The sequence below is a fragment of the Shewanella sp. 10N.286.51.B7 genome, assembly GCF_002873615.1.
GTDB lineage: Bacteria > Pseudomonadota > Gammaproteobacteria > Enterobacterales > Shewanellaceae > Shewanella > Shewanella electrodiphila.
The window spans coordinates 1-13,090 of the sequence record NZ_MCUF01000034.1 but is presented as its reverse complement, the minus strand read 5'-3'; the positions used below and the strand labels follow the sequence as shown (position 1 = coordinate 13,090).

The window sequence follows — 13,090 nt, the reverse complement described above, 5'->3', positions numbered from 1 at the left end:
ATTAAAATGGATATCAAGCAAATTTCAACAGCGTTAAAAACACTGTCTGTCATCGCTTTAGCTCAGTTCGCTGTAGTTAAAGCATTTGCTGCTGATCCTATGATGATTACTGTTACAAAAGGATTTGGACTCACTTTATATGCTTCTGATTTGGGCGACTCCAAGCAGATGGCTATAGGCAGTAAAGGCACCTTGTTTGTTGGCTCAAGAAAGAGTGGCACCATTTACGCTTTGGTTGATTCCGATAATGATGGTCAAGTAAATAAACGATATTTGATTGGCAAAGGTTTAGATTATCCTGAGGCGATTGCGTTTCATAATGGTGATTTATACGTTGCTGAAGATGACCGAATCTTACGATATCAAGATATTGAAAACCGTCTTCGCCGTCCGGGTCGGCCCAAAGAGGTGTATTCAGGTTTACCCAGCATAGAACGCAAACATGCTCGAGGTATGGAGTTTGGTCCTGATGGTCGTTTATATTTATCAATAGGCTCACCTTGTAATGTCTGTGAGGCACCTGCGCCTTTTGGTAGCTTGCTGGCCATTGATATTGAATCAGGAGATACCGAACAAGTTGCTTCAGGGCTTCGCCGTGTGATTGGTTTTGATTGGTCACCGACCACAGATAAGCTCTGGTTTGCAGATCAAGGTCGAAACTGGATGGGTGATAATATGCCCGCTGATGAAATCAATCGGATTGACATCAAAGGCAGTCATTTTGGCTTCCCATATATTCATGGCACTGATGTTGCTGAGCCCGCATTTAAAAAGCCTGATACCCTCAATATTACCGCACCAGCATTTGAGCTTCCTGCTCACGTGAAGCCGACAAGTTTACTTTTCTATGAAGGAAAATTATTTCCCGAGCGTTACCATAATCAACTCTTTGTTGCCGAAAATGGCTCTTGGAACCGTTCTAGTAAGATTGGATACCAGGTTGTCATGCTAAGTCTTGACGATGGCCAAGTTACTAAACGTGAAAGAGTGGTAAGCTTTTTAGACGGCGAGTTTCCCGTCGCTAGACCTTATGACCTGATAAATGCACCAGATGGGGCAATGTTCATCTCTGATGACTTAAAAGGCAATATATACCGCTTGTATTACAAAGCGACAGAACAATCACAGGATATTAAATAATGAGTGATGCGATTGAATTAAGCCTTGATGGTGTTGAGCAAATGCCTCTGCGCCGTTTTACTGAAGAGGCTTATTTAAACTATTCAATGTACGTGATTATGGACCGTGCATTGCCACATATTGGCGATGGTTTAAAACCCGTTCAACGTCGTATTATTTATGCAATGAGTGAGCTTGGTTTATCGGCTCAATCTAAACATAAAAAATCTGCTCGTACAGTTGGTGACGTGTTAGGTAAATATCACCCACACGGTGATAGCGCGTGTTATGAAGCAATGGTATTAATGGCACAACCATTTTCATACCGTTACCCGTTAGTTGACGGTCAAGGCAACTGGGGTGCACCTGACGATCCTAAATCGTTTGCTGCAATGCGTTACACCGAAGCTAAACTATCTAAATTTTCAGAAGTACTCCTGTCAGAGTTAGGGCAAGGCACTGTCGATTGGGGCGTCAACTTTGACGGCACTATGAAAGAGCCAAAATCGCTACCTGCTCGTTTACCACATATTTTATTGAATGGTATTACCGGTATTGCTGTTGGTATGGCGACTGACATTCCGCCGCATAACGTGCGTGAATTGGTGTCAGCTTGTGTTGAATTACTGGAAAATCCAAAGGCCGATTTAGAGCGCCTAATGGAATTTGTTCCGGGCCCAGACTATCCGACTTATGCTGAAATTATTACCCCTAGCAAAGATATTGCTAAGATTTATGACACCGGCCGCGGCTCAATTAAAATGCGAGCGGTTTATGATATCGATAATGGTGAAGTAGTCATTTCAGCTTTGCCACACCAAGCGGGCAGCGGCAAGATTTTAGAGCAAATCGCTAATCAAATGCAGGCAAAAAAACTGCCTATGGTTGCGGATTTACGCGACGAATCAGACCACGAAAACCCAGTGCGTCTAGTGATTGTCCCGCGTTCGAATAGAGTGGATTGCGATCAGTTGATGGCGCATTTGTTTGCGACAACTGATTTGGAAAAGAGTTTTAGAGTTAACTTAAACGTCTTGGGTTTGGATGGTCGTCCAAAAGTTAAAGGTTTAAAAGAGCTATTAACGGAATGGCTGACCTATCGTATCTCAACAGTGACACGTCGTTTACAGTTCCGTTTAGATAAAGTGTTGGCAAGACTTCATATCCTTGATGCATTAATGATTGCATTCTTGAATATCGATGAAGTCATTGAAATCATCAGATTTCACGATGAACCTAAAGCAGAGTTAATGGCTCGTTTTGAGTTATCCGAAAAGCAAGCTGAAGCCATTTTAGATTTAAAACTACGTCATTTAGCTAAGCTTGAAGAATTTAAAATTAAAGGCGAGCAAGAAGAGCTTGCAGCTGAACGCGATAAGCTGGAATTAATTTTAGGTTCAGAGCGTCGTTTAAAAACTTTAGTGAAAAAAGAGTTAATTCAAGACGGTGAAACCTTTGGTGATGACAGACGTTCACCGATTATTGAACGTTTAGAATCTAAAGCACTCACTGAGCAAGAACTGACCCCAGCTGAGTCAGTTACCGTAGTGTTATCGGATAAAGGCTGGGTACGTTGTGCTAAAGGCCATGATGTCGATGGTGAAGGCTTAAATTATAAAGCGGGTGATGCGTTCCTGTGCAGTGCCAGTGGTAAGAGTAATCAACCGACGGTATTTATTGACTCAACAGGGCGGGCGTTTGCAACTGACACCCATACCTTGCCTTCTGCAAGAAGCCAGGGTGAGCCAATAACAACACGCTTTAACCTGTCTCCAGGTGCGGTGATGCGACATGTGCTACTGGGAGTTGATAGCCAATGCTATCTACTCGCCAGTGATGCTGGTTATGGTTTTATTGGTTCTTACGCCGATATGATAAGCCGTAATAAGGCGGGTAAAGCGTTATTGAGTTTACCAGCTAATGCACAGTCGCTAATGCCAAAATTGGTGAATAAAGGGGTGACACAATCGATTATTGCCATCACTAACGAAGGTCGGATGTTGATATTTGATGTCGATGCTCTGCCGCAATTATCCAAAGGTAAAGGCAACAAAATAATTGGCATTCCAACGGATCGCGCTAAGAGCCGTGAAGAGCTATTAATCCACTTAGATATTATCCCTGAGGACGCATCAGTGACCTTATGGGCGGGTAAACGTAAGTTGACCTTGAAACCATCTGACTTAGAACACTATCGCGGTGAAAGGGGACGTCGAGGCGCTAAACTGCCAAGAGGTTTACAGCGTGTTGACAGTGTTCAAATTGAGCAGGGTTCACAAGTTGTTGAAGATGGAACTGAAGAACCGAGCGAGTAATATGCTCAGAGGTTTTTCCTGCATAAAAAATGCTGCCTAAGGGCAGCATTTTTTATGAATACGATTTGAAGTTAACGCTTATATTTTTGAGAAATGAAGGACTGAAAATATAATAGAAATTATGCGACTTCGTAGAAGTTAGGTTCGACATCGACTTGTGCTTTAATGATGTTGGTCGCCATACGAGAACATTTACCACACTGATCAGCAACACCTAAGCGTTTTTTAACGTCAGCTAAAGAGCTGTCGCCATGTTTGCTTACTGCTTCTCTGATTTGGGTATCAGTAATTCCGTGACAAAGACAAACGTACATAAAGCCTCTTCGTAAAGTCTGATGACATATTTATTCTTGGTAATAGTAAATATGCTAGCTAATCAACAATAATGTAATTGTAAATGAAAACAGTTCTCATTGCTAATAACTTTTTGAACAAATCTGACTTTTATCGAAAAGTAATAGTTATTACAAACTGCAAACTGGCTCACGAAATTTGTAATAACGAGTCATAAGTAAGGCTTTATGGCGAGTGCTAATAGCCTTTGATGAAATCAACTTGATGATTGAGAGGTTGCTGCTGACGCCATAAGTGGAAGTTCTCAACAAAGACTTCTACTACTTGCTCAGGAAAACTCGGCGCGGCAATGTGAGGGGTAATAATAGCATTAGGGCATTGCCAAATAGCGTGTTCGCTAGGCAAAGGTTCTTGATTGAACACATCTAACACTGCATGTTGCAGTGGTTGAACTTGCAGCTGGCTTGCTAGCGCATCCAAATCTAATACGTTACCTCTACCTAGGTTAAATAATACTGATTCAGCAGGTAATAATGCCAACATGGATTTATTGAGTATGTTTTCAGTATCCAAAGTATTGGGCAATATACTCGCAACAGCTTGTGCATTGGGTAAATGTTCAGCTAAGTGTTCAATGGTATCAACATGATCAAAGTAAGGTTTTACAGTCCCTGTTTTACTTAACCCAGTGACTTTCATACCGAAATGCTTTGCTGTTTGAGCAATATGTTGCGCAATTGAACCTGTGCCTAACAATAATAATTGTTGCCCTTGAAGAGTACGGTAGCTTCCTGGTGCCCAATGTTGTTGCAGTTGCTGTTGCTTATATTTTGCATGTTCTCGTTGATGAGCGAGTAAGTAGCCGAATAAGTACTCACTCATTAAAGGCCCGAAAATCCCTTTAATATTGGTTAAGCTGTAATCGCGGCGTTGTCTTGAACCCGTTATTTTATCGACACCAGCAAATGTTGATTGTAACCACTGTAACTCAGAGCCTAAATTTAACAGAGGTGCGGCCAGTTGTGGCTCTGCAAACCAAATATTTGCTTCACAAATACTGCTTGGATCATCCCCTAAAATAATCAAATCTGGTAAGTTATAGTCAGTTAATAACTTTCGATACTTGTCATTTTCTTGGGTTAATAGCAGTAATTTATGCGCCATAAATATTCCCTGATAGTCGTAAATTAAGAGGTAGGTTAATGAACCAAATCATAGCATTTTTATCTAAAATTGGCGCTATGTTGCATCCGTGGATGAGTGAGATTGCGACTGCATTAGTGGCCTGTACGATTGTTATTTTCGCCACAGATATCAATCGGGCATTAAGGCGGTCATTGTCAGGCAGTGGCTTCATTATTAGAACCTCAGCATTTGTTTTGGTCAATGCTTTTGGTTACGGTCTGGCTATTGTGAGTGTCAGTCCATGGCTAGCGAGTCAACTTAGAGGAATGCCATCACAGTGGATGTTACTGGTTGTGATTGGGGTATTTATTGGAATAGGTGCATGGGCTCAGCGAAACAGGCAAGTGTAAACGCGTTATTTACGCTGAATCCATTTGTAATTTAGTGAAAAATTAACCAAACCATTTTTCATGACTTGTTGTATGGGAGTTGTCATGGCTGCAATTGGCTAACACGATAGCGGCTTTATCAGGATAATTACTAAAAATCCCATCGACGCCAAGTCCTTTTAAGGCATGAATATCTTCAGGGTTATCTACGGTATAAACATAAATTTTGGCACCACGTTGATGGGCATCTTGAACCATTTCGTGGGTAACAAAATGAAGATCAACATGAATAGAATACGCATCTAGTGCTGTGACAGATTCAGCATAGTGCAATGGTACGCCAGTTAAAATAGGGGCGACCCTCGCGTGGGGTAAATGCTGTTTTACCAAAGATAAATAGGGCTGATTGAATGATGAAATCAGTAATTGCTCAGCAGTGAAGTTTAGCTCACTGATAAGTTTGGGGTAAACAGCAACTAAGGGCTCTGCAGTGTGGTAGCCTTTAAGTTCAATGTTGACGATACAACGGCCACGAATTAACGTCATCACTTGCCACAACGTTGGAATTGAGTGCTGTTGAATGGTCACTTTACTGAGTTCATCTTTTGAAGCAAGGTGAGTCACCCCGCGACCCGTTGTTTTTGTTTCTAATCGACGATCATGAAACACAAACAGCTCACCTTCAATATTATATACGTCCAGTTCAATGGCTTGGACATTAATTGACAGTGCTTTTTCCATAGCAGCTAAGGTGTTCTCAACCTCGTAACCGCTGGCACCGCGATGTGCAAAAATCAGCATTTACCTAACCCTTTATAATTTGATGTAAATCACGAGATTGACCATTGTTGATATGAATTTCCATTTGCGGATATGCCAACTCAACATGATTTTCCTTTAGCTTTTTACAGATACGCTTGTGTAAATTATGCCTTAACGGCCAACGATCGTTCATGTCTTTTGCATAAGATCTGACTTCGTAATCTTGTGTGTGCTGGCCAAAACCTGCAAACCAAACCTCAGGCTCAGGGAAGCTCAATGATAAATCACATTCTCTTACCGCTTGATGAAGTAACGCTTCAACTTTTGAAGGGTCTGCATCACGTTGTACTGATACGCTAACAATCACCCGGGTAATAGGATCTGATAGTGACCAGTTGACTAATTGTTCTGTGATAAAGGCTTTATTTGGCACAATGATTTCTTTTCTGTCCCAATCCACAATTGTCGTGGCACGAATTTCGATTTTAGTGACAGTACCAGTTAAATCGCGAATGGTGACGGTATCACCTATGCGGATGGGTTTTTCAAACAGAATAATTAAACCAGAAATGAAGTTAGCAAAAATCTCTTGTAAACCAAAACCTAAACCAACAGATAACGCTGCCACTAACCATTGTAATTTAGACCACTCAACCCCAATGGTTGAGAAACCCACGAGTAAGCCTAAAAATATGACTAGATAGCTGCTAACCGTAGTTATCGCAAAGCCTGTACCTGGGGTTAATTCTAATCGTTGCAAGATGGTTAACTCTAATAAACCAGGAAGGTTTTTGGCTATCATGGCCGAAAAGCCGACAACGATGAATGAGAATAGAATAGACTTTAAGGTAATGGGAATTTGCTGCTCTATGCCATTGATAACCGAGTGAGTATTCCACATCGTAATACCGTCTAAAAATGAGAATAAGGCGGTATGGGTTTGTGATACTAAAGCCAACAAACTGCCAAAAAAGGCTAAAATTAATAACGAGCGTACAAGGCCTAGTGATTGGCTTGCGATAGTCTCAAGGTCAACAATAGGTTCTTCATAGTTATCATTCACATCAGCAGCATTATTGAGTTCACCGCGTTCACGTTGTGCTAAGCGTTCTGCTCGGCGAGCTTTTGCGCGATCAAAGGCAATCAGTCGTCTTTCAATTAACATCCAGCGTTTAATTAATTGATACAGTAACAAGAAACCTAAACCTAATAGCAAGGAAAGCTGCAGCTGTAATAACACTTGGAATGCACTGAAATAGTAACCAATTGAGGCTAATACGATACAGCAGCAAGGTACTGCGATTAAAAAGATCCAAGTAATTTTATTAAATAACTTCATGTTTTTGCCATCATTAGCATTGGCACGAAAATCATTAATAAATGCATACATATCGCGGTAAAGGATAAGTAGCGTAATGGTGAAAACCAGAAATGCGCCACGACCAATACTATTGCGGATTAAGGAAGTATCAATGGCTTCGCTGAACCCCATGATACCGATCAGTGGCCAACTGATGAAAATAAAGCGTAAGGTCTTTTGCTGTAGTCGTTTCACTAGCGGTTGTGGCCGCCTGAAATGGCTGATGAGGATGCCATTGTCTAATGACAGAAGGGCAAAAAATCGATATACCCAATAGCTACAGCCAATAGAAAGTACACCAACCCCAATCGCGTGGACAAAATTAAACTCTGATGAAAAGAAAATTAACCCGCCCAGTAACAAGGGCATAGGTTTTAATAGCGAGTAAAATAACGTTAAGCCGAGGGTTTTCGCGGTATAGATAAACTTATCTTGGGTTACGTTACCGACATTTTGACCGTAATGTTCAATGGCTTTGTTGAACCTTGGAGTTAATAAATCCTGAGCCATTAAGCAAAGGATGAGAATAATGACCCACCAAGCCCAGTAAATATTCTGTGACTGCCATGCTTGTTTTAACTTTTCCCTTTGAGGCGCCTGAGTGAGCCAAACAGTGGCATTCTTTAAATCGATGAACCATAAACCTGAAATTCTGGCCGCATTCGGTACCCAAAATAAATGTTCGTTCAGGGTGTTTTTCAGACGCAAGTATATTCGATTGAGTTGCTCGTAACTGTTTCTCAGCTTTGCCTGCTCATTCAGATACACATCGTAGTTCTGCACCAATTGTTCAATCAAGCTTTGTTGTGATTCTAGTAACTTTATTTGAGTGTGATTGAGAAAATCTTCAGTATTGAGCTGTTGCTTGTTTAACGCTTGCTGCTGTTCAGCTTGATAGCGTTTCAAACGAGAGTCAGCAATTTCAGCCAGTAATACATCTTGGTTTGGCGGTTTAGGTAACGATTGCAGCATTTGTAAGAATCGGTCGCCAAAAGCTGAGTTTGTTTCTACCCAGGTTATTTGTTCTTCAACGTTGGTTAATTGCAAAGCATGAGATTGATACTGTTTCTCAGCTTTTTCCTGTTGAGTAATGACTTGAGTAATGCCATTAGTGATGCGAATTAACTCTTGAGCATATTGCTGGTTTTTTTGGCTTATCTCTTGAGAAATCGTATCGGCAAGCTGCTGCTGATCAATAATATTATTGGCAATGGTATTGGCTGCTTGTTGCTGGCGATATTGATTATTTTGTTTATTTAACGATTCGATCAACTTCTCTTGCTGTGCATGTTCAATACGCAATAACTGTAATTGTAATTGGGCGATTTGTTTTTGCTTAGGGCTGCTAGACAGTTCAGCCGTTAAGGTTTCAATATGTTGCTCAAGCAATTGACCTTGGAGTAAATGTAACTGGCCCAATGGCGTATCTACGGGAGCTAGCTGGGTTCTTTTATGTTGATTCGAGGCATCCTTTGCCTGTCTGATTAAGCTTGGTAATTGCTGCTGCCTTTTTGAAAGGCGCACTAATTGTTCGCTTAAATCATTTTCAGATTGTTTGAGTTCAGATAAATGGTAATAAGCCATCGAGGCTTGCTGACCCATGTCAATATCGGCACTGATGTTAATGTCAGTTATTGGTTGATTAATCTCTGCTGAAATCTTTTGAGTAATAACGTCGCTGTTTTGCTCAAGCTCCAAGTAACCGTTCTTTTCATTACTCAGCTTTGTGATGCTGGTTTTGACGTTTTCTATTTGAGTGGGTAGGTCAACGACTTGCGATGAGTTGTTGCTTTGAGAAAATCCCAAGCGTTTATCCAGTTGCAGGGGAGAATTAGCCGACGCAACAAAGGAGATAAAGCTGAGTATAAAAAACGCAATACGTAACATAGGGAATGATTGCTAGTGAGAGACTAATACAATGGTAACAAAAACCTGAGTTTACGCTTTATTTTTTTTATGATTTTGCTGAGTTTCGAATATTGCTGTGAGCAAGATAATCAATCCACCAATAATGGTATTAAGGTTAACTTGTTCGTTCAGCAGTAAGAAGGCTAAAACTGTGCCGTAAAAAGGCTGTAAGCAAGACACTAAACTTGCGGTTTTAGCGCTTAGTTGACGCAGTGAGGAGGCAAATAACGCATGGGGCGCAGCAGTAAAGAATACGCCTAAAATGGCTATGGTTAACCATATATCTAGCGTAATTGAGGTGAGTTCGACTTCTAAAAAAGGAGACAAGATTATCACAGCGACTAATGTTTGATAGAACATTGCTTGTGGCCCGCTGTATTGTGAGAAGTATTTTTTGTGCAATAAGTTACGTGCAGTAAATAGAGCAGCTGAGAGTACACCTACAGTAATACCTAAAGTGACATCATTATCAAAGTTAGGTTCAGGAATAAGCATAATTACTCCTGTGAGTACTGCGATGCCTGAGAGTAAGTCTATAAACCTTAAGCGAGTTCTATTGACGAGAGGTTCAACTAAGACAGTCATGACAGGGTAGGTAAAAAAAGCAATCATTCCGATGGCGACAGAAGATAACTGCATTGCAGCAAAGTAGGTTACCCAATGTAAACTCACCAAAATACCTAATCCAAGGGCAATTAAATAATGCTTGGGCTGAGATAACAGCAATGCTTGACGAGAAATTTTGACAATACATCCCAGAACGAAAAATGCCACGGTACACCGAAGAACGGTAATATCTAATGCATTAAGGGGAAGTATTTTTGAAAATAATGCAGTAATACCAAATAGCAGTACTGCAATATGTAACTGAATTAGCCCTGAAGCATTTGATACTTCAGGGCGCTGCGCTTTTATCATGCCGATAGGCATATTTAATATTTTACTTTAAGTGAGCGAATGCTTGACCCATGCGAGTCGTTTCAGTCGGCTCTACACCTTCTGCAAAGGTATCAATGGCATCTTGACCAAATAACATCACCACTGTTGAGCCTAACTTGAAACGACCCATTTCTGCGCCTTTCTCAAGTGTAAGTGCTTCAGCACCTTCAGTTGGGTAATCCCAAGTAAACACTTGCTTACCACACGGCGGTGTAACGGTACCTGCCCAAATGGTTTCAATGCTGGCAACAATGGTCGCCCCAACTAATACCATGGCCATTGGGCCCACTTCGGTTTCAAAAATGGCAACAACACGCTCATTACGGGCGAATAACCCTGGAACGTTTTGTGCCGTGAGTGGATTAACTGAAAATAGCTCACCAGGTACATATGTCATTTTTGACAAGGTACCAGTGATAGGCATGTGAATACGATGATAATCTTTAGGCGCTAAGTAAATCGTGGCAAAGTCACCACCATTAAAGCGCTCAGAATCTTTTTGCTGTCCGCCAAGTAATGCAAGCGTCGTGTAATCATGGTTTTTAGCTTGGACAATTTTGCCAGCTTCAATAGGGCCACATTGACTGACTGCACCATCAACAGGGTGAGCCATGATTTTGTCGTCTGCAACAATAGGGCGAAGGCCAGGTTTTAAAGCACGGGTAAAAAATGCATTAAAGGTTTTGTATGCTTCAGGCTCACTTTGTGCCGCTTCTGACATATCAATTTTATATTGCTTGATAAACCATTTAATACCTGCGGTAGTAATCGCTCCCGCTTCCGCAGCTGCAAGCTTACCCACAAGACGTGATAGTAAATGTTTAGGTAAGATATATTGCAAAGCAATTTTAACAGAATCCAATTGAGTACCCTTTTTAGTTATTTATGTCGTGCTAATCTTGAGAATTGTAAACCAGATTAATGAGTTTACTCATCTATTGCTCTGAAGTGTCGAGCATGACGCTGTTCATCAAGGCTGGCAATAATTCGGTGATAATTGTTAAATCTATCTTGAGTTATTTTCCCATCCGCGAGAGCCTCTTGCAAGGCGCAACCCGGATCATTACCGTGTTTACAATCTCTGAATTTACATGTGCCGATGTATTCTCGAAATTCAATAAAGCATTCGCCGACGCGAGGTGCGGGTAAATGCCATAATGCAAACTCACGGACACCGGGCGAGTCAATTAAGTCTCCACCACTTTCAAAGTGCAGTAACTTGGCTGTAGTTGTGGTGTGTTGGCCTAAGCCAGAGTTTCCAGATACATCACCAATGAGAAGATCCGCTTCTGGCATGAGTGCATTAATCAGCGATGATTTTCCGACACCAGATTGGCCTGCAAATACGCTGATTTTATCTGATAACAGTGATTTTATTTGTTCGACTCCCTCACCGGTGTGACTACTCACCATATAGACAGGGTAACCAATTTGGCGATAACGGGCTAAAGCGACTTCAACTTCTTCACGATTGTCATTGGTTAGTAAATCCATTTTATTAAGGATAATGACAGGTGGAATTTCAGTGTCTTCTGCAGCCACTAAATATCGGTCGATAATTTGTGTGGTGAAGCTAGGTAAAATTGAAGAGACAATTAATATCTGATCAATATTGGCTGCGATAATTTTTACGCCGTCATATAAATCTGGACGGGTAAGGGAAGATGTTCGTGGATGAACTGCTTCAACGATCCCGCCAATACCACGATCTGTTTCAGTGGCTAAGCGCACAAGCACTTTGTCGCCAGTGACAAGGCTGGTGATATTTCGACGGAGATTACAACGTGCAACAATACCATCTTCGGTTTCAATATCAGCATGCTGACCGAAGCGTGAAATGACGATACCCTGTTGTTCTGGTCCAAGTAGACTATCCTGTAGATCGGTTGTCTGATCAGGATTATCTTTACGCTTTAAACGTTTACTTTGGTTGTCGCGCATTCTGCGCTTTTGACCTTGGCTAAGAGGTTTCTTTTTACTCACAGGCAAATCTTCATTAATTAGTGGTTTTTTTGTCGTATAAAAAAACAGTATGATACACCCTCTTTAATAAAAAAGCCTGAATTTAGGGCTTTTGACAGAATAAGGCAGATATTATGGCTGTAAACTCGAGCAATCTGATTTGGGTTGATTTAGAAATGACTGGTTTAGAGCCCAGTGTCGATCGTATTATTGAAATTGCGACGATTGTGACTGACCAAGAATTAAATATTATTGCCCAAGGGCCAGTTATGGCGGTTCATCAGTCTGATGAAGTGTTAAATGGCATGGATGATTGGAATCAAAAGCATCATGGTGAGTCTGGATTAATTGATCGCGTTAAGAGCAGTAAATATTCTGAAGAAGACGTTATTAGAGCAACGATTGAATTTTTAGAGCAATATGTCCCTAAAGGTGCTTCGCCTATGTGTGGAAATAGCATTGGCCAAGATCGCCGTTTTTTGAACAAATACATGCTTGAGCTAGAAGACTTCTTCCATTATCGCAATATTGATGTCAGCACCATAAAAGAGCTAACAAATCGATGGAAGCCAGAAGTTATGAAAGGCTTTAGCAAAAAGAATACCCACCAAGCACTAGAAGACATCAAGGAATCTATTGCAGAATTGCAGTTTTATCGCCAAGAAGTATTTAAAATTTAAGCAATCAAACCTTTTTTTTGAATTAGGGGTTGCAGTGTAGTGAATATTACATATAATGCGGCCTCAACTTTTTACAGCGAGCCACTTGCTATTTGAAGTTGTAATTTGAAGATTTGCTGCATTAGCTCAGTTGGTTTTGGTTCAAACGATACCTTGCCAAGTGTTTTAATAAAGCAAGAAGAGATGCAACATTAGCTCAGTTGGCTTTGAATCAGATGATACCTTGCCAAGTGTTTT

General features: G+C 41.0%; 11 protein-coding genes. 4 read left to right on the top strand and 7 right to left on the bottom strand.

Going from position 1 to position 13,090, the window contains the following annotated elements:
* The first annotated feature begins 99 nt into the window (after positions 1-99).
* The gene (locus tag BCU84_RS10150) at positions 100-1,140 is read left to right on the top strand and encodes a PQQ-dependent sugar dehydrogenase (protein WP_241906409.1); all 1,041 of its coding nucleotides are present in this window, start codon (positions 100-102) and stop codon (positions 1,138-1,140) included.
* Positions 1,140-3,434, top strand: coding sequence for a DNA topoisomerase IV subunit A (parC, locus tag BCU84_RS10145; RefSeq protein ID WP_102527981.1), 2,295 nt, complete (start codon positions 1,140-1,142; stop codon positions 3,432-3,434). The genes BCU84_RS10150 and parC overlap by 1 nt, the downstream gene beginning before the upstream one ends.
* 119 nt (positions 3,435-3,553) lie before the next feature.
* Here parC and BCU84_RS10140 read toward each other — a convergent pair whose 3' ends face one another.
* Positions 3,554-3,748, bottom strand: a complete 195-nt coding sequence (locus BCU84_RS10140) for a bacterioferritin-associated ferredoxin (protein WP_055023428.1) — start codon at positions 3,746-3,748, stop codon at positions 3,554-3,556.
* A gap of 217 nt (positions 3,749-3,965) precedes the next feature.
* On the bottom strand, positions 3,966-4,892 hold the full coding sequence (locus BCU84_RS10135; protein WP_102527980.1) for a D-2-hydroxyacid dehydrogenase: 927 nt from the start codon (positions 4,890-4,892) through the stop codon (positions 3,966-3,968).
* Between the two features lie 38 nt (positions 4,893-4,930).
* Here BCU84_RS10135 and BCU84_RS10130 point away from each other — a divergent pair, with 38 nt between their 5' ends.
* Entirely contained in the window at positions 4,931-5,263 is a 333-nt protein-coding gene (locus BCU84_RS10130; RefSeq protein WP_102527979.1) for a DUF3392 domain-containing protein, read from the top strand.
* Between the two features lie 42 nt (positions 5,264-5,305).
* On the opposite strand, the gene BCU84_RS10125 is transcribed toward BCU84_RS10130, so the two are convergent.
* From BCU84_RS10125 to rsgA, 5 genes are all read right to left on the bottom strand, one after another.
* Positions 5,306-6,043: a glycerophosphodiester phosphodiesterase gene (locus BCU84_RS10125; RefSeq protein ID WP_102527978.1), complete on the bottom strand. Its 738-nt coding sequence runs from the start codon at positions 6,041-6,043 to the stop codon at positions 5,306-5,308.
* Positions 6,044-6,047: 4 nt separating this feature from the next.
* Positions 6,048-9,251: a mechanosensitive ion channel domain-containing protein gene (locus BCU84_RS10120; protein WP_102527977.1), complete on the bottom strand. Its 3,204-nt coding sequence runs from the start codon at positions 9,249-9,251 to the stop codon at positions 6,048-6,050.
* A 51-nt stretch (positions 9,252-9,302) separates the two neighbouring features.
* Entirely contained in the window at positions 9,303-10,202 is a 900-nt protein-coding gene (locus BCU84_RS10115) for a DMT family transporter (protein WP_241906408.1), read from the bottom strand.
* Positions 10,203-10,212: 10 nt separating this feature from the next.
* Positions 10,213-11,073 carry an archaetidylserine decarboxylase gene (gene asd, locus BCU84_RS10110; RefSeq protein ID WP_102527976.1) on the bottom strand — a complete coding sequence of 287 codons (861 nt, stop codon included), beginning with the start codon at positions 11,071-11,073 and terminating at the stop codon, positions 10,213-10,215.
* Between the two features lie 65 nt (positions 11,074-11,138).
* Positions 11,139-12,194, bottom strand: coding sequence for a small ribosomal subunit biogenesis GTPase RsgA (rsgA, locus tag BCU84_RS10105; protein WP_102527975.1), 1,056 nt, complete (start codon positions 12,192-12,194; stop codon positions 11,139-11,141).
* Between the two features lie 113 nt (positions 12,195-12,307).
* On the opposite strand from rsgA, the gene orn reads away from it, so the two are divergent.
* A complete protein-coding gene (gene orn, locus BCU84_RS10100; protein WP_102527974.1) occupies positions 12,308-12,853 on the top strand; it encodes an oligoribonuclease in 546 nt (181 codons plus the stop codon).
* The last annotated feature ends 237 nt before the right edge of the window (positions 12,854-13,090 follow it).

Excerpts from the sequence above, each read along its gene's own strand:
- BCU84_RS10150 (WP_241906409.1), top strand. The coding sequence starts at position 100 with ATGATGATTACTGTTACAAAAGGATTTGGACTCACTTTATATGCTTCT.
- parC (WP_102527981.1), top strand. The coding sequence starts at position 1,140 with ATGAGTGATGCGATTGAATTAAGCCTTGATGGTGTTGAGCAAATGCCT.
- BCU84_RS10140 (WP_055023428.1), bottom strand. The coding sequence starts at position 3,748 with ATGTACGTTTGTCTTTGTCACGGAATTACTGATACCCAAATCAGAGAA.
- BCU84_RS10135 (WP_102527980.1), bottom strand. The coding sequence starts at position 4,892 with ATGGCGCATAAATTACTGCTATTAACCCAAGAAAATGACAAGTATCGA.
- BCU84_RS10130 (WP_102527979.1), top strand. The coding sequence starts at position 4,931 with ATGAACCAAATCATAGCATTTTTATCTAAAATTGGCGCTATGTTGCAT.
- BCU84_RS10125 (WP_102527978.1), bottom strand. The coding sequence starts at position 6,043 with ATGCTGATTTTTGCACATCGCGGTGCCAGCGGTTACGAGGTTGAGAAC.
- BCU84_RS10120 (WP_102527977.1), bottom strand. The coding sequence starts at position 9,251 with ATGTTACGTATTGCGTTTTTTATACTCAGCTTTATCTCCTTTGTTGCG.
- BCU84_RS10115 (WP_241906408.1), bottom strand. The coding sequence starts at position 10,202 with ATGCCTATCGGCATGATAAAAGCGCAGCGCCCTGAAGTATCAAATGCT.
- orn (WP_102527974.1), top strand. The coding sequence starts at position 12,308 with ATGGCTGTAAACTCGAGCAATCTGATTTGGGTTGATTTAGAAATGACT.